Here is a 16,101-nt window from a genome sequence, read left to right as displayed (position 1 = left end):
AGGCCGAAAGGGTCATGCAGCAGCGGCAGATTCCCGATACGGTCTATCGCGGTGTCGTTTTGCAGGTCAGCAGCCAGTTCTGGTTGCAGCAGGGGCGACCGCATCTTGTCCAGGAAGCGTTGGGCCGACTGCTACGGCATTACCGAGGACCCTCTGCGTTGCAGGCGCCACCCGCGACGTTCGAACTGATTATTCGCATCGAATACTTGCTGGCCTGCGCGCATGCGCAATTGAATCCGGACGAAACCGGTCTGCCAGGCATTGAACGATTGTTGAAACATGTTCAGGCCAAAGGCATGTTGGCGGCAGAAACGGAGTTGCTGCTGGCCTACACCCAGTTGGCCGAATCCAGCGGTGAGGCGGTGCAGGCGCAGCAGGCTTTCCAGCGAGCCGCAATGCTGGTGGAGCGCTGCCAGTTGCAGCAAGCCCTGCGCGAGTGGGAATTACGCCGAGGCAACATCGGCACAACGTCTGCCAGGCCGGTTCCTGACTGGCATTGCGACGACGTTGATCAGGCACCAGGCCTCAGTCGGCGCGAACGCGAAGTGCTGATGCTGATTGCCCAAGGTGCTTCGAACCAGCAAGTTGCCGAACAACTTTTTATCTCGCTGCATACTGTAAAAACCCATGCGAGACGTATTAATGGGAAGTTGGGTGTGGAGCGCAGAACTCAGGCTGTGGCCAAGGCGAAGTTGCTGGGAATACTTGTTTAGTATTTTGCTTTGCTTTGAATGTAAATGGTTTGTGTTATTTGTGGGCATGTTTTGTAAATTGTTCGAGCTTCAAGTGGCTTGGAAAAGAAACTACCTTCCAACTATCTGCAGTGGCCGCACTTGCGGCTCTGGATGGTCAAGTAAGGGAAAGTTGTGATCAAGTTATTTAAAAGTTTGATGCGTGATTCGCTGGGTGAACAGGTTTCATGGGCTGAAGAGTGGGAAAAGGCAAGCCATGCCAAAACGGAGATGTTCAAGATTATCGGCGCCGTGCCGAGCGTTATGGATATTCTGCGCAACATGCTTCAAGGTGAATTGAAACGTCTGGGCAAAACAGTCGATATCGACAAGGTCTATGTCAATACCGATCCTGCTTTTCCCGCCAGTGCAGACCGGCCTTCGGGCACTCTTTGGGAAGTCACCGTTTACTGCCTCGATAACAATGTCAGTCCTGCTTACATTATGGGCGGCGATGGGGTTTTTTATCTGCCGGACACGTTCAGTGAGCAGTTCAAAGTAAAGATCATCAACACCATTATTGTCGAAGATCTGATTGCTGCCATAGCTGCCGGACTGGAAAAAACGTTGCGCGCCGAGATCGCAAAGTTCTGGGCGGCGCCCGTGAAAGCCGTTCTGGCTGACAGTGCACCGTTGTCCAATAAGCAGGCTTTCATCCAAGCCTATGCCATGGTCACAAGTGCAGAGCTGTCGCTGTCGGTCATGGCCAATGTGCTTGATGCCGGGCTGGGTGAGCGATTCGCCCTTCTGCTCAGCTCGGACAGCGGTCGTGCGGCGTTTGAAGTCAACCTGCAACCGCCGCAGAATTACCTTCTGGCGCGCCAGCCCTGTTTCGTTCTGGACAACGCCGAGCGTGCGGGAGCAGAGATGCCGCTGGTAAATGAATCCACCTCTTACCTCTTGCATACGCCGGAAAAAGGCTTCGAGTATTTTGACAAGAATGTTGATTTGCATCGCGAACTTCAGAAGCGGCTGTTGCTGGGTAGCGACCAGATCAGATATCTGAAAGCCACGCAAAGTCCTTATGCCTTTAGTGTAGAGACTCATCTCAAAGGCCAGCTTGAAAGCGTGTCGTCCTTGGTCAATAGCCGAGATAACCCGCTCATATCCGCGCTGCAGGACAATCAGGGCCTGCACGTGCTGCGCCGCGGTATCGATAGCCGCTTCGATCTGCTTTGGGCTGCACTGAAACGTACCGACTGGCCGCTTTGGCTGCAGACCGCTGGTAGCGACATTCAAGAGCGATATAGCCAGCTGGAAAAGTCCAAGGACCGATACCAGGCTATTTATTCGAACGCGTTCGATGCATGTTTTTCACTCAAGGATTATGTGGTGCGGAAGTTCGCTGAATGGGCAGACAGCGTGCTGGGCGAACATCTTGATGCGCAAGTGATACGTGTCCACAGTTCCTACACCTTGCAGATCGGCGGGCGAACTATCGAGCAAGAAGAAACACGAACGCTGACAGAGTTTATTGTTTCCGGTCTGCACGACAATGGTTATAAAGCCAATCTGACTATCATTGGCGCTCCTGTCGGAAGCCGGCTGACGACGCAGGCGCTAGAACAATGGCTGGAGCATCGTAACCTGCGACTGGAGTTTGCCGGAAGTTTTGCATTCTCGCCTTCCGATGATTATCAGCAGGCTTATCGAAACTGCCTGTATAGCCAGATGGAGTTTGCAGTTTTCGTTGCTCGACATTCTGGGAAGTTGGATTCCACCGATGCGAATATCATTGCTCGCGCCATGGCCAATGATCCTGCGGTGACTGTCCAGGGTTTGCGAATCAGATTGCAGGCGCCGGCATTGAAAGACGTCCTGGTTATTTCGGCCAGAGAATATGTACCTTCGCTGATGTTGGTCAGAATGCCTGGCGGTGAATTCGAGCTGCAGAAGTTTTCCGATCTTTATGCGGCGAACCGTTGGCTGGAGTCGGCAATGTCCGCCGATCGTGAATACGCTGCCTTGCTGATCCATCCAGACTACCTGCACGAAGCAGGCGAGTTGCTCGGCAGCGCTCGCACACAACTGAGCTATCGCTACACCCTCGATAGCCGTCCGGCCGATCTTCATCTGGATCCCAAAGCACCGCTTGCCGATTACGTGAATGCCGCCTACCGAGCCGAAGTTGCCCTGCACAAGGCTATTGCACCAGTAGGTTATCGAGCGCTTGGCGTTGAAGGCCGCAAGCGCTATTCGCGCCTGTCCACCGAACTCAAGGCGCTGTCTACGGTTGATGCTCGAGACAATGGTTTCCCGACATTTGAGCAGTTCACCTATGACTCGGTGAAAACTCAGATAGAAGATATTTTGCGTACACGTGGCAGCAACGTTTCGGTCAATCCTGACCAGATTATTGTTCAGACCGAAGATTTCCGTAAAAGCGTTACCGACCTATTGCTTGAGGGGCTCGCTTTTGACGCGGTAAACCCAGCTTACGAAACGAAATTCAGCCCGAAGTACTATTTGGTGAATGGGCATCCCCTCGTTGAAAAACTGGATATCCGAGACCTGTCCTCGCTGTCGAAAACGTTCCGTCCAGGTGATCGATATGCCGCGATGCTGAAAGAGCAATATCAGAACAAGGCGCATCCCGGTTACGCATTCAAACGTGCAGTGCACGCCCGCAAAATCCGCTGTGAGATGTACTGCAATGCTTTTGCCGACTTTACCAACGGCAGGTTATCCACGGAGTCGTTCTCGGCCATCCAACGGGTCATCGATAATCTGAAAGAAAGCGGCGGCTATGAGTCAATCTCCAATAGCGTCTCCGAAGGTGACGTCGGTGTGTATAAATTCAATATCGGCGCGCTGGGTCTGACGACTGCCGGGGATCGTACGGTTGGCGGCGTTTATATTTTCCGACTGAAGCTGTCTTCAGGGTTCGCCGATTTGCTCTATACGCCGGATGCGCCGGACCTGGTCAGCTTCCGGCCAATCGCTGAGTTCATTCCCTCGATTCGTCTGCGAAACGATCCGTTCAGGAGCTACTACAGCGAGCGGATACTGCTGGTAGACCAAAAGGTGATCAACGACTATTTCGACAAGCTGGTTGCAACAGTCGATGCCAAACCGGTCATTCGCACGCAGCAGCGGTCGTTACTGCCGGATCTGTTCACTTTCCATGACGAGCGAGTGCGCCGTGCATTGAGTGATATCGACGAGCGCACCACCAGTCTCAATGAAATCATCGTCGGTCTGGTTTACGACAACCTGTTGAAAGCGGCAAACATCGTGAGCCTGCTGGTGCCTCCTGTGGGCACTGTCGTGGTGGCTGTGCAGATGATGAAAAGCATTTACGACGCCTCTCAATCGCATAAACGAGGCGACTACCGCGCTGCGCTGGGACATGTGCAGGAAACACTGACCGGCCTGTTGACCCTGGGCAAAGCCGTGGCGGCGGGTAACCCGGTCAAGGAAGTCACCCATGCACAGCGGTCGTTTCTCAGCCTGTTCGAGGACGCGCGGACGGTTGCGGAACTGGTCACGTATTACACCGGCCAGGAAGACTTGAAAGAGATACTCGTCGAACTGTTCAACACGTTGATGGAAGGCGCTGATGCCAGCCTGAGCAAAACCACCGTTCATTGATCGGATTGTGAATAGTTACCGCTCGTTCAATGGGCAAGAGCGTTATCGTTCGTAGCCCATCCGCCAACTCACGGCCCGCGTCGCAGCCAGCAACCGCTGCGCCGCCGGGCCGTTTTCGTCGGCGTGGAACAGCGAGGTCGGGCCGACGATGGTCAGCACCGCAGCGATCTGCCCGACCGCGTTGAACACTGGCGCAGAAAGCGCATCCACACCCGGCATCAACAAACCATGCACGTGATGCAGACCGCGTTCGCGGATCTGTTCACACAGCGCTGCATAGGCTGTTTCATCCTTGAGCGGATGCTCCGCGACAGCGATTTCCTGCTCACGCAAGTCGTCGGTTTCCCGATGCGGCAGGTAAGCGCTGAACACCAGCCCGGTGGACGAACTGAGCAGCGGCAGCACCGAACCCAATTGCGTCACCACCGTCACCGCGCGCACCGCTGGTTCGATGTGCACCACGGTTGCGCCCTGATTGCCCCACACCGCGAGGAAGCAGGTTTCGTTGAGTTCATCGCGCAACTCGGACAGCGGCAGGGCAGCGACCTTCAACACGTCCATGCTGTTGAGCGCGGCCAGGCCCACCCGCAGCGCTTCGCGACCGAGGCCGTAATGGTTGGTGGCGGCGTTCTGTTCGGCAAATCCCGAAGCAATCAACGCCTGCAGATAGCGATGCACCTTGCTCGCCGGCATCTGCACGTGTTCGGCCAGACGCGACAGCGAAGTCGACGGTGACAACTCGGCCAAAGCCTTGAGGATGTCGGTGCCGACCTCGGCGGAGCGGACTTTCTGTTTGCCGTTGCTGTCGCTGGTTTTTTCCATGGGGCTGGCGGTTCCGGTTCGAGTGGGCGTCTTTATAGCTTGACGCTGGATAGCGAGCAAATTACGTTATGCGTAATCAGATTACGATAATAACAACCCCGGCGTGCCGAGACCTCTGAGCCAGAGCGATGGGCCATTGCCGACTCCCTGTTCAGGAGGCTCCATGAACCTCGATTCAACCGCGCAGGACTTGGTTTACCAGTCCGGCTTCGGCAACGAATTCAGCACTGAAGCGTTGCCCGGCGCGCTGCCCGTTGGCCAGAATTCCCCGCAAAAAGCCCCATACGGCCTGTATACCGAACTGTTCTCCGGCACCGCGTTCACCATGCCGCGCAGCGAAGCGCGCCGCACCTGGATGTACCGGATTCAGCCATCGGCCAATCACCCGGCGTTCGTCAAACTGGAACGGCAACTGGCCGGCGGACCGTTGGGTGAAGTGACGCCCAATCGCCTGCGCTGGAATCCACTGGAGCTGCCGACCGAACCGACGGATTTCATCGATGGCCTGGTCAGCATGGCCGCAAACGCCGGCGCCGAGAAACCGTCCGGCATCAGCATTTATAACTACACCGCCAACCGTTCGATGGAGCGGGTGTTCTTCAACGCCGATGGGGAAATGCTGCTGGTGCCGCAACTCGGTCGCCTGCGTATCGCCACCGAACTGGGCGTACTCGAAGTGGCGCCGCTGGAAATCGTCGTGCTGCCGCGTGGCCTGAAATTCCGCGTCGAATTGCTCGACCCGCAGGCACGCGGTTACCTCGCCGAGAACCATGGCGCGCCCCTGCGCCTGCCGGATCTGGGGCCGATCGGCAGCAACGGTCTGGCCAATCCCCGGGATTTCCTTGCCCCGGTCGCTGCCTACGAAAACCTCCAGCAACCGACCACTCTGGTGCAGAAATTCCTTGGCCAGCTGTGGGCTACTGAACTCAATCACTCACCGCTCAATGTGGTCGCCTGGCACGGCAACAACGTGCCGTACAAATACGACCTGCGCCGTTTCAACACCATCGGCACAGTGAGTTTCGATCATCCCGATCCTTCGATCTTCACCGTACTGACCTCGCCGACCAGCGTGCACGGTCTGGCCAACCTCGATTTCGTGATCTTCCCGCCGCGCTGGATGGTCGCCGAAAAGACCTTCCGGCCGCCGTGGTTCCATCGCAACCTGATGAACGAATTCATGGGCCTGATCCAGGGCGAATACGACGCCAAGGCTGAAGGTTTCGTGCCCGGCGGCGCCTCGTTGCACAGCTGCATGAGCGCCCACGGCCCCGACGGCGAGACCTGCACCAGGGCGATCAACGCCGAGCTTGCACCTGCAAAAATCGATAACACCATGGCCTTCATGTTCGAGACCAGCCAGGTGCTGCGCCCAAGCCGTTTCGCCCTCGACTGCCCTCAATTGCAATCCAGTTATGACGCTTGCTGGGCCTCGCTGCCCGCCACGTTCGACCCGACCCGGAGATAACCCATGACACAGAATTCCATCCCCCGCAGTTGGGTCGCTTCGGCCAACGGTCACAGCGATTTCCCCTTGCAGAATCTGCCGCTGGGCGTGTTCAGTCTCAACGGTTCGACGCCGCGCGCGGGCGTAGCGATTGGCGAGCACATCTTCGATTTGCAGGTGGCGCTTGAGGCCGGGCTGTTCGACGGTGTCGCACGCAGTGCGGTGGAAGCCATGCACGGCGGGCAGTTGAACGCGTTCTTCGAACTTGGCCGTGAGGCGCGGGTTGCCCTGCGCGAACGCCTGGTCGAACTGTTCAGTGAAGGCAGCACCCTGCGCGGCAGCATCGAAGCGCAAGGCGCGAAAGTCTTGCCACTGGCTGGCGATTGCCAGATGCACCTGCCGGCGCGAATCAGCGATTACACCGACTTCTATGTCGGCATCGAGCACGCGCAGAACGTCGGCAAACTGTTCCGCCCGGATAACCCGCTGCTGCCGAACTACAAGCACGTGCCGATCGGTTACCACGGTCGCGCTTCCACGGTGCGAGCGTCCGGCACCGACGTGCGCCGGCCGAAGGGCCAGACGCTGCCGGCCGGGCAGACCGACCCGGTCTTCGGCCCTTGCGCACGTCTGGATTACGAACTGGAACTGGGCATCTGGATCGGCCAGGGTAACGAAATGGGCGAGCCGATTGCCATCGGTGACGCCGCCGAGCACATCGCCGGTTTCTGCCTGCTCAACGACTGGTCGGCGCGGGATATCCAGGCCTGGGAATACCAGCCACTCGGCCCGTTTCTGTCGAAGAGTTTCATCACCAGTGTCTCGCCCTGGGTGGTGACGGCCGAAGCGCTGGAGCCGTTCCGCACGGCACAGCCGGCGCGTCCTGAAGGTGATCCGCAGCCGTTGCCGTATCTGCTCGACAAGCGAGATCAGGACGGCGGCGCCTTCGACATCGAACTGGAAGTGCTGCTGCGCACCGAAGCCATGCGCGAGCAGAATCTGCCGGCCCATCGCCTGACCTTGAGCAACACCCGCTACATGTACTGGACCGTCGCGCAAATGGTCGCGCACCACAGCGTCAACGGTTGCCAATTGCAGGCCGGTGACCTGTTCGGTTCGGGCACTTTGTCCGGCCCGGAAAACGGCCAGTTCGGCAGCCTGCTGGAGATCACCGAGGGCGGTAAAAAGCCGATCGAACTGGCCTCAGGCGAGGTGCGCAAATTCCTTGAGGACGGTGACGAAATCATCCTGCGCGCTCGCTGCGCCCGCGAAGGTTTTGCCTCGATCGGCTTCGGCGAATGTCGCGGCACCGTGATCGCTGCGCGCTGACGGGAGCGGCTCATGGATCTCTACACTTATTACCGTTCCACTTCGTCGTACCGGGTGCGGATCGCGCTGGCGTTGAAGGGCCTCGATTACCAGGCGCTGCCGGTCAACCTGATCGCATCGTCGGGTGGTGAACATCGGCAACCGGCGTATCTGGCGCTCAATCCGCAGGGGCGGGTGCCGACCTTGCGCACCGATGACGGCGCGCTGCTGATTCAGTCGCCGGCGATCATCGAGTATCTGGAGGAGCGTTATCCACAGGTGCCGCTGCTGCCGGATGATCTGCTGGCCCGCGCGCGGGTGCGCGGTGTGGCGGCGGTGATCGGCTGCGACGTGCACCCGCTGCACAACGTCAGCGTACTCAATCGCCTGCGCCAGTCCGGGCAGGATGAAACGCAGGTAATGGAGTGGATCGGGCATTGGATCAGCCAAGGGCTGGCGACGGTGGAGCAGTTGATCGGCGACAGCGGTTTCTGTTTTGGCGAATGGCCGTGTGTGGCGGATGTGTATCTGATTCCGCAGTTGTATGCCGCAGAGCGGTTCAACGTCAGCCTGGAGGCGTATCCGAAAATCCGCCGTGTGGCTGCGTTGGCGGTTGAACATCCGGCGTTTATCAAGGCGCATCCTGCCAATCAACCGGACACCCCTTAATCCCCTGTGGGAGCGAGCCTGCTCGCGAAGACGGAGTGTCAGTGGCCTTTCATTCAGCTGACACAGCGCCTTCGCGAGCAGGCTCGCTCCCACACAGCTTTGTGTGGGCCTCAAGGATGGGGGCAAGCCTGCGGAAGGTGGTCAATGCACGACGGAGTTGGGCGGCAGATGGCCGAGGCGTTCGGTCAGGCGCAGGCGCTGGATCGGGTCTTCACTGAGCAGCAACGCGTGCTCAAGGTCGAAGCGCTCGGCGTTTGGGCAGTCCAGCCGTTGATACAGACTGGCCCGGGCCATGTAATCGGCGGCTTTGGCGCCGCCCAGTTCGAGCACTCGTTCCGCGTCGATCAGCGCGGCAATGTAATCGTCGTGGGTCAGGTGCAATTGGCGCAGGTTGCGTGACAGACGCTGCAGCATCTGCACTGGCGTTGCGCTCAGCAAATGTTCGGCGCTGAGCTGCATGTTCGGCCCGTATTGGCGTTGCAACAGTTCGCGACAGTCGTTGGGATACAAGCGTCGCCCGCCGCAAGGGTCGAGCAAGTGGTCGGCGCCGGGTACCCGCAACAGGAAATGCCCGGGGAAGTTGACCCCGACCAAAGGAATCTCGAGGCCATGCGCCAGTTCCAGTGCGATCAACGCCAATGCCAGCGGCTGACCGCGCTGGGTGTGCAACACGCGGTGCAGCAGCGCCGCCTGTGGGCGCAGCGGCAGGAAATCATCCTGTGCGAAACCGAGATCGACCATGCGCCGCAACAACGGTTGCGCCAGTTCGCTGACCGGCAGCATCGGCAGGCCATAGCTGACGCGTAGTTGCAGATCCTTGAAGGTGCGCAACCATGCCTCGGGCTCGAGGGTTTTGTCGTGCTCGGCACTTATCCACAGCGCAGCTTCCAGCAGGGCTGGCGGTGAACGATGCAGGCATTCGAAAAAGCGTTGGCGCGCACTCATCTGAATCTCCCTCCAATGCCTCGTTTTAGCCCCGTCCGGGTTGTTCGTCCAGTACCGGGCGCGTTGAGCGCGAGTTATAGCGGCGCAACATTGTCCGCTCGGCGGCTCATGCCGGTGCGCGCCAGCAATTTTCAGGGGCAAGCCTATACTGGCGTTCTACAAGAAGTGATTCGGGAGCCTGTCGATGTTCGCTCTCATGCAAAGCACTCGCCTGGAATCGCTGCACCTGAGCGTGGACCCGGTCACCGGGTTGAAGGCGGTCATTGCCATTCATGACAGTCGCCTGGGGCCAGCCCTGGGCGGGTGCCGTTACCTTGCCTATCCCAACGACGAATCTGCGGTCGAGGACGCCATTCGCCTGGCGCAAAACATGAGCTACAAAGCGGCGCTCGCCGGCCTTGCGCAGGGCGGCGGGGTGGCGGTGATCGTGCGCCCGGCCCATGTCGAGAATCGCGCCGCGTTGTTCGAGGCTTTCGGCCGTTGCATCGAGCAGCTCGACGGTCGCTACATCACCGCCATCGACAGCGGTACGTCAGTGGCGGACATGGACTGCATTGCCCAGCAGACCCGGCATGTCACCAGCACCACCTCGGCAGGCGATCCGGCACCGCACGCGGCCATGGGCGTGTTCACCGGCATTCGCGCCACGGCGATGGCGCGCCTGGGCAGCGACAACCTCGAAGGTCTGCGCGTTGCCATCCAGGGGCTTGGCAATGTCGGTTTTGCGCTGGCCGAGCAACTGCACGCGGCAGGCGCCGAGTTGCTCGTCAGTGACATCGACCACGGCAAGGTGCAACTGGCAATGGAGCAGCTCAATGCTCACCCGATCGCCAACGACGCATTGCTCAGCACGCCGTGCGACATTCTCGCGCCTTGTGGGTTGGGCGGTGTGCTCAACAGTCATTCGGTGTCGCAACTGCGCTGTTCCGCTGTCGCCGGTTCGGCGAACAATCAACTTTCCCATCTGGATGTGGCGGATCAACTGGAACGGCGCGGAATTCTTTATGCGCCGGATTATGTGATCAATGCCGGCGGGCTTATTTACGTTTCGCTTAAACATCGTGGCGAGGAGTTGCCGACGATTACGGCGCATCTGTCGAAGATCAGTTCGCGGCTGACCGAAGTCTTTGCCCATGCTCAGGCGGAAAAACGTTCGCCGGCGCGGGTGGCGGATGAGTTGGCGGAAAAGGTTTTGTATCGCTGAAAGCAAAAGATCGCAGCCTTCGGCAGCTCCTACACTCGGAATGCAGGAGCTGCCGAAGGCTCGGGCCGCGATCGGACGATCTTTCTGATTACTTCGGCGCTTTCGCTGCTTTGGCGGGCTTCGCCGGCGCCTCGTCAGGTTCTGCCGCTTCAGCTTTTTCGACAGGCTCGGCCGGCGCGTTGATCAGCTCCGACAGCGCATCGGGCTGACTCTTGAATGCCCGGGCGAACACATCGCGATTCTTCGCCATGTAGATCCCGGCTTCTTCCACTTGCTGTTCGGTCAGGGACGGAACGGCTTTTTGCAGCACATCGGCCAGATATTCGGCCAGTTCGAGCATTTTGTCATGACGATCAGCTTCGGCTTTATCCATGAACAAGCGCTCCAGATCTCGGCTGCTGCGGTATACCACTTCGACGGCCATTCACCACCTCACATGCCTTCACGTTAAGTTGTCTTGACGACTACTGTATCCATATACAGCGAAAAGGATAAGCGAATCCCTGCGCCATGGGTAGTGGCTTTTCAATGTAGACCGGATTTGGCGTTTGTCAGGGGACGGGGTGGCTGCTATTCGCGAGCAGGCTCGCTCCCACAGAAACTCTAGCGGTGCGACCAAACGCCACGGCGCGGGATTTGCGGCGGATCGCCATGATGCGTGGCCCTGAACCTGCATGAAAACCGTTGCAACAAGGCTCGCGCGCAAAACCGTCACGTGCGATACGCATCATCCGCCCGAAACGGGCTAAGGAAACTCATCGTGAAAATAAACTGGGCCGAGAAACTGCGGCGTAACGTGCATCAACTGGCCGAGTCCCTGGGCAACCTGTTCGTCGAAACCTTCCACTATCTGGCGCTGTTCGCCATCGGTGCGGTGACGGCGTGGGCGGCGGTGATGGAGTTCCTCGGCATGCTCGAAGTCGGGCACATCAAGATCGATGACATTCTGTTGCTGTTCATCTATCTGGAACTGGGCGCGATGGTCGGGATTTATTTCAAGACCAACCATATGCCGGTGCGCTTTCTGATTTACGTTGCGATCACCGCGCTGACGCGCCTGCTGATCTCCAACGTCTCGCACCACAACCCGCCGGACATGGGCATCATCTACCTGTGCGGCGGCATTCTGCTGCTGGCGTTCGCGATCCTGGTGGTGCGTTACGCTTCGTCGCAATTCCCTTCGGTGAAGATCGAGAACCCGCAGCGCAAGATCGGCACGGGCTCCAGCGAGCATCCGGAAGTGGAGAAGGGCGAGCTCTAAAGACCCGCCGCCTGGCCCGGCTGGCCTTTGACGCGTGGCGGTGGCGGGGTCAGCCCGGCGCCGCTGGTCATGGCCTCGAGAATCGACATGGCGCTGTGGCCCTGTTCGATGGCGATGCCAAACTGGATGCTTTGTACCAGCCGTTTCAAACGCTCGGGATCGTTGCGCTGTTCGGCGCTGATCATGCGCTTGGCCACGATGCGGCCGGCATTGGACAGGGTCAGCATGATGCTGCCGTCCAGGCCCTGAATGCTCAGATTGATCTGATAGTCCGGCGCGAAAGCATCGGTAATGATTTGAAATGGGTTGTCCATGATGCGTCACCGCCTGATTGAACGTGCAGTTGTTGACCGGCCATGATCTGATTTGGTTCGCAACACCAGACCACTGGCATCTCGTTCGCTGAGGTTTGCAATGTCCGTTTGCCTCAAGGGTGATATAGCAAGGGGCATGCCGGAAAAATTGTCGAACAATAAACACGGCGAAAAAAAACGGCGAGCCTCGGGGCTCGCCGTTTTTTATGGCGCGTTTTCAGGGCAGGAATGGGCCGATGATCGCTGACAGTGCAATCAGGCCGATCAGCACTCCACCCAGTTCACCGCCAGCCCGCCTCGTGAAGTTTCCTTGTATTTGTCGTGCATGTCGGCGCCGGTGTCGCGCATGGTGCGGATCACCCGGTCGAGGGAAATAAAGTGATTGCCGTCGCCGCGCAGGGCCATTTGCGTGGCGTTGATCGCCTTCACCGCCGCGATGGCATTGCGCTCGATGCACGGCACTTGCACCAGGCCACCGACCGGATCGCAGGTCAGGCCGAGGTTGTGTTCCAGGCCGATTTCGGCAGCGTTCTCCAGTTGCTCCGGTGTCGCGCCGAGGACGTCGGCCAGGCCGGCGGCGGCCATTGCGCAAGCCGAGCCGACTTCGCCCTGACAGCCAACTTCGGCGCCGGAGATGGAGGCGTTTTTCTTGCACAAAATGCCGACAGCGGCTGCGCCGAGAAAGAACGCGACGACATCATCATCAGACGCATCCGGATTGAATTTCATGTAGTAGTGCAGAACCGCCGGAATGATCCCGGCAGCACCATTGGTCGGCGCGGTGACCATGCGCCCGCCGGCAGCGTTTTCTTCGTTGACGGCGAGAGCGAACAGATTGACCCATTCCATCGCCGACAGAGTCGAACTGATCACATTCGGTTTGCCGATTTCCAACAGGCTGCGGTGCAGTTTCGCTGCGCGACGCGGTACTTTCAGACCGCCGGGCAGGATGCCTTCGTGGCGCAAACCTTGTTCGACGCACTCGCGCATTACAGACCAGATGTGCAACAGGCCCTGACGGATTTCGGCGTCGCTGCGCCAGGCGCGCTCGTTGGCCATCATCAGTTCGGACACGCGCAGATTGTGTTGTTTGCACAGGGCGAGCAGTTCGGCGGCGCTGGAAAAATCATAGGGCAACACCACGTCGCTGGTTGGCGCCACACCAGACTCGGCTTCAGCCGCTTCGACGATGAAACCGCCGCCCACCGAGTAATAGGTTTGCGTGAACAGCTCGGCGCTTGCGCCAAAGGCGCTCAGCGACATGGCGTTGGGGTGGTAGGGCAGGCTCTCGTCGAGCAGCAGTAGATCGCTCTGCCAGTCAAAAGCAATTGAACGTTGACCGGCGAGGGACAGTTGCCCGGTTTCGCGCAGTTGCTGGATGCGTAGATCGATGGTCGAAGGATCGATGCTGTCCGGCCACTCGCCCATCAGGCCCATGACCGTTGCGCGGTCAGTGGCGTGGCCGACGCCGGTGGCCGAGAGCGAACCGTACAGGCGGATCTGCACACGTCGCACATCATTGAGCAGATGCTGATCGATCAGAGCCTGGGCAAAGGTCGCCGCTGCACGCATCGGACCGACGGTATGGGAACTGGACGGGCCGATGCCCACTTTGAATAGATCGAAGACACTGATAGCCATGCTAAACCCTTACAAGCAATGGAGTAGGAATCGCTGCCATTTTTTGTCGGACAAGCGCAATGTCGGCGATACTGCCTGCCTCGGTTCGAGGTGACCAACGAAACCTCCTAAGACAGCCTTTAGCAGGACTAAACAATGAGTCGTCAATTGCATGCCCAGACCTATGTCTGGCTGCAGGTATTTGCCTGTGCCGCTCGGCATCTGTCGTTCACCCGTTGTGCCGAAGAGCTGCACATCACCCCGGGCGCGGTCAGCCAGCAGATTCGCCAATTGGAAGAGCGCCTGGGCTTTCGCCTGTTTCATCGGCGCGCGCGGGGCGTTGAGTTGAGTGCGCAGGGGCAGCGGCTGGCGATTACCGTCAACGAAGCCTATGGCAGCATCGATGCCGAATTGCGCCGACTCGACGCGGGGATGATCAGCGGGACTCTGCGGTTGCGTTCGATCCCGTCGTTTCTCGGCAAGTGGCTGACCCCGCGCCTGCCGCGCTTGCAGCAACGCTTTCCGGATATCCAGTTGCGCCTGGTGGCCGAGGACAGCAGCGTGCCACTGCATGAGGGCGATTTCGATCTGGCCATCGACCTCAACGATGGCAGCTACCCCGGATTGTTATCCACAGCCTTGCTCGACGAGCAGATATTTCCGGTGTGCGCGCCGAGCCTGCTGCGCGGCCGCCCGCCGTTGCACGGGCCGGCCGATCTGGTGCATTTCCCGCTGCTGCACGACATCACCGCCTGGCGTGGCAGTTACGAATACGCGGAATGGGAGTTCTATTTGAACGCGATCGGCTTCGAAGGCGCCGATGTGCGACGCGGCCACACTTTCAATCGCAATCACCTGACCATCGAAGCGGCGATCGCCGGCATGGGCGTGGCGATTGCCCGGCGCACGTTGCTCAACGATGAGCTGGAGCGCGGCACGTTGATCGTGCCGTTCGGCTTGTCGGTGCCCAACCATAAACGCTATGTGCTGCTGTATGCGCCGGGGGCGTTGAGCCATCCGGGCGTGCGCGCTGTGCATGACTGGCTGGTGGAGGAGGCGGGAATTTTCCGCAGTCTTCACCCGCTGAATGAGCAGCAGATGTGAGCAGATTTTTCTGCGGAGCGGGTCGACCCAACTCCCGACATTAACAGCGCCTCGCTCGGTTGTCCGGCTTTTTTTGCGAATGAATATTTTTCTTTTTTCAGGGGTTGAAATGTTCGGCAGTCGGGCCGATTGTTGTAACCAGGAGGTCAGGAAATTCACTTCAAGGCCTCCAGCGAGCTAGCTGAAATAAGGGATGAACTATGCAAATCCAAGTCAACAGCGATAACCATATTCAAAGTAGTCAGCGACTGGAGGAGTGGGTACGTACAACTATTGAGAGCACGCTCGAACGTTATGAAGAAGACCTGACCCGTGTCGAAGTCCACCTGAGCGACGAGAACGGTGACAAACCAGGTCCCCATGACTTGCGCTGCCAGCTGGAAGCGCGGCCAAAAGGCCACCAACCGATTTCCGTGACCCACAAAGCCGATTCGCTGGAACTGGCAATCGACGGCGCTGCCGAAAAACTTGAGCACGCACTGGAGCACCTGTTCGGCAAACTGCGAGGTAAACCACGCGCCGCTGTAGTGCCGTTTACCGGCAAGGCCAATGACAAGCTGTTGGCGGAAGAATTCGATGAGAACGAACAGGCAGCGATCAACAGTTGATGCGCTGAGTTCACAAGTCACCAAAGGAGAACGGGCCTGCTGATGCAGGCCCGTTTTTTTTGTTTGGGCTGTTGGTTGTTTCGCGGCAGGGTTTGAGATCGTAGCCCCTCACCCCAGCCCTCTCCCGAGGGAGAGGGAGCCGAACCCGGTTGTTTTCAAGTCCAGCGTTCGGCTCGATATTGCAGGCGAGCGTAAATCGTAAATACACCTCGGTCAGTCCCTCACCCTCTGGGAGAGGGGGCCGATTCCGGTTGTTTTCAAGTCCAGCGTTCGGCTCGATATTGCAGGCGGGCGCAAATCGTAAATACACCTCGGTCAGTCCCCTCTCCCCCTGGGAGAGGGTTAGGGTGAGGGGCTTTTGATCTTCAATGGGTTGCGGTCAGAACGCCACCGAAGTCTGCACATAAACCGTCCGCGGCTCCCCCACGTACTTGCCCTTGTTGTTGTCATCGAACGAGCGTGTGAAGTACTGCGTGT

Annotated in this window: 13 protein-coding genes and 1 pseudogene; 9 read left to right on the top strand and 5 right to left on the bottom strand. The window is 58.8% G+C overall.

Annotated features, from left to right (window positions below; all coding sequences use genetic code 11):
* Together D6877_RS11335 and D6877_RS11330 are read left to right on the top strand one after the other, a co-directional pair.
* On the top strand, nucleotides 1–713 hold a 713-nt coding region (locus D6877_RS11335; RefSeq protein WP_241662886.1), incomplete at its 5' end, for a LuxR C-terminal-related transcriptional regulator.
* 153 nt (nucleotides 714–866) lie between these two features.
* Nucleotides 867–4,322 (top strand): DUF6543 domain-containing protein, encoded by a 3,456-nt coding sequence (locus D6877_RS11330; RefSeq protein ID WP_130910826.1) that lies wholly within the window; start codon nucleotides 867–869, stop codon nucleotides 4,320–4,322.
* A gap of 42 nt (nucleotides 4,323–4,364) precedes the next feature.
* Here D6877_RS11330 and D6877_RS11325 read toward each other — a convergent pair whose 3' ends face one another.
* A complete protein-coding gene (locus D6877_RS11325) occupies nucleotides 4,365–5,144 on the bottom strand; it encodes an IclR family transcriptional regulator (protein ID WP_130910825.1) in 780 nt (259 codons plus the stop codon).
* A 163-nt stretch (nucleotides 5,145–5,307) separates the two neighbouring features.
* Here D6877_RS11325 and hmgA point away from each other — a divergent pair, with 163 nt between their 5' ends.
* The 3 genes from hmgA to maiA are packed head-to-tail and all read left to right on the top strand — an operon-like array spanning nucleotide 5,308 to nucleotide 8,568.
* Nucleotides 5,308–6,612, top strand: coding sequence for a homogentisate 1,2-dioxygenase (hmgA, locus tag D6877_RS11320; protein WP_130910824.1), 1,305 nt, complete (start codon nucleotides 5,308–5,310; stop codon nucleotides 6,610–6,612).
* Nucleotides 6,613–6,615: 3 nt separating this feature from the next.
* Nucleotides 6,616–7,920, top strand: a complete 1,305-nt coding sequence (fahA, locus tag D6877_RS11315; protein WP_130910823.1) for a fumarylacetoacetase — start codon at nucleotides 6,616–6,618, stop codon at nucleotides 7,918–7,920.
* Between the two features lie 12 nt (nucleotides 7,921–7,932).
* Nucleotides 7,933–8,568 carry a maleylacetoacetate isomerase gene (maiA, locus tag D6877_RS11310; protein ID WP_130910822.1) on the top strand — a complete coding sequence of 212 codons (636 nt, stop codon included), beginning with the start codon at nucleotides 7,933–7,935 and terminating at the stop codon, nucleotides 8,566–8,568.
* A gap of 141 nt (nucleotides 8,569–8,709) precedes the next feature.
* Here maiA and D6877_RS11305 read toward each other — a convergent pair whose 3' ends face one another.
* Nucleotides 8,710–9,513 (bottom strand): transglutaminase family protein, encoded by an 804-nt coding sequence (locus D6877_RS11305; RefSeq protein WP_130910821.1) that lies wholly within the window; start codon nucleotides 9,511–9,513, stop codon nucleotides 8,710–8,712.
* 184 nt (nucleotides 9,514–9,697) lie between these two features.
* Here D6877_RS11305 and D6877_RS11300 point away from each other — a divergent pair, with 184 nt between their 5' ends.
* Nucleotides 9,698–10,717 (top strand): Glu/Leu/Phe/Val dehydrogenase dimerization domain-containing protein, encoded by a 1,020-nt coding sequence (locus D6877_RS11300; protein ID WP_130910820.1) that lies wholly within the window; start codon nucleotides 9,698–9,700, stop codon nucleotides 10,715–10,717.
* 184 nt (nucleotides 10,718–10,901) lie between these two features.
* On the opposite strand, the pseudogene D6877_RS11295 reads toward D6877_RS11300, so the two are convergent.
* Nucleotides 10,902–11,141, bottom strand: a pseudogene (locus D6877_RS11295) (YebG family protein); the annotation flags it as partial.
* Nucleotides 11,142–11,477: 336 nt separating this feature from the next.
* On the opposite strand from D6877_RS11295, the gene D6877_RS11290 reads away from it, so the two are divergent.
* Nucleotides 11,478–11,978 carry a phosphate-starvation-inducible PsiE family protein gene (locus tag D6877_RS11290; protein ID WP_016771633.1) on the top strand — a complete coding sequence of 167 codons (501 nt, stop codon included), beginning with the start codon at nucleotides 11,478–11,480 and terminating at the stop codon, nucleotides 11,976–11,978.
* On the opposite strand, the gene D6877_RS11285 is transcribed toward D6877_RS11290, so the two are convergent.
* Together D6877_RS11285 and D6877_RS11280 are read right to left on the bottom strand one after the other, a co-directional pair.
* Nucleotides 11,975–12,292 carry a DUF3509 domain-containing protein gene (locus D6877_RS11285; RefSeq protein WP_016771632.1) on the bottom strand — a complete coding sequence of 106 codons (318 nt, stop codon included), beginning with the start codon at nucleotides 12,290–12,292 and terminating at the stop codon, nucleotides 11,975–11,977. The genes D6877_RS11290 and D6877_RS11285 overlap by 4 nt on opposite strands.
* A 264-nt stretch (nucleotides 12,293–12,556) precedes the next feature.
* Nucleotides 12,557–13,933, bottom strand: a complete 1,377-nt coding sequence (locus D6877_RS11280; protein ID WP_130910819.1) for an L-serine ammonia-lyase — start codon at nucleotides 13,931–13,933, stop codon at nucleotides 12,557–12,559.
* Nucleotides 13,934–14,068: 135 nt separating this feature from the next.
* On the opposite strand from D6877_RS11280, the gene D6877_RS11275 reads away from it, so the two are divergent.
* Nucleotides 14,069–15,016: a LysR substrate-binding domain-containing protein gene (locus D6877_RS11275; RefSeq protein ID WP_016771630.1), complete on the top strand. Its 948-nt coding sequence runs from the start codon at nucleotides 14,069–14,071 to the stop codon at nucleotides 15,014–15,016.
* A 200-nt stretch (nucleotides 15,017–15,216) separates the two neighbouring features.
* Nucleotides 15,217–15,624: an HPF/RaiA family ribosome-associated protein gene (locus D6877_RS11270; RefSeq protein WP_130910818.1), complete on the top strand. Its 408-nt coding sequence runs from the start codon at nucleotides 15,217–15,219 to the stop codon at nucleotides 15,622–15,624.
* Nucleotides 15,625–16,101 lie beyond the last annotated feature (477 nt).

Source organism: Pseudomonas sp. Sample_9 (genome assembly GCF_004307535.1).
GTDB lineage: Bacteria > Pseudomonadota > Gammaproteobacteria > Pseudomonadales > Pseudomonadaceae > Aquipseudomonas > Aquipseudomonas mercuritolerans.
Note: the sequence above shows the minus strand (reverse complement) of the source record. Positions and strands in the feature narration are given on the sequence as shown.

Coding starts and splice junctions, on each gene's coding strand:
- fahA (WP_130910823.1), top strand. CDS start 6,616: ATGACACAGAATTCCATCCCCCGCAGTTGGGTCGCTTCGGCCAACGGT.
- D6877_RS11270 (WP_130910818.1), top strand. CDS start 15,217: ATGCAAATCCAAGTCAACAGCGATAACCATATTCAAAGTAGTCAGCGA.
- maiA (WP_130910822.1), top strand. CDS start 7,933: ATGGATCTCTACACTTATTACCGTTCCACTTCGTCGTACCGGGTGCGG.
- hmgA (WP_130910824.1), top strand. CDS start 5,308: ATGAACCTCGATTCAACCGCGCAGGACTTGGTTTACCAGTCCGGCTTC.
- D6877_RS11280 (WP_130910819.1), bottom strand. CDS start 13,933: ATGGCTATCAGTGTCTTCGATCTATTCAAAGTGGGCATCGGCCCGTCC.
- D6877_RS11325 (WP_130910825.1), bottom strand. CDS start 5,144: ATGGAAAAAACCAGCGACAGCAACGGCAAACAGAAAGTCCGCTCCGCC.
- D6877_RS11285 (WP_016771632.1), bottom strand. CDS start 12,292: ATGGACAACCCATTTCAAATCATTACCGATGCTTTCGCGCCGGACTAT.
- D6877_RS11305 (WP_130910821.1), bottom strand. CDS start 9,513: ATGAGTGCGCGCCAACGCTTTTTCGAATGCCTGCATCGTTCACCGCCA.
- D6877_RS11300 (WP_130910820.1), top strand. CDS start 9,698: ATGTTCGCTCTCATGCAAAGCACTCGCCTGGAATCGCTGCACCTGAGC.
- D6877_RS11275 (WP_016771630.1), top strand. CDS start 14,069: ATGAGTCGTCAATTGCATGCCCAGACCTATGTCTGGCTGCAGGTATTT.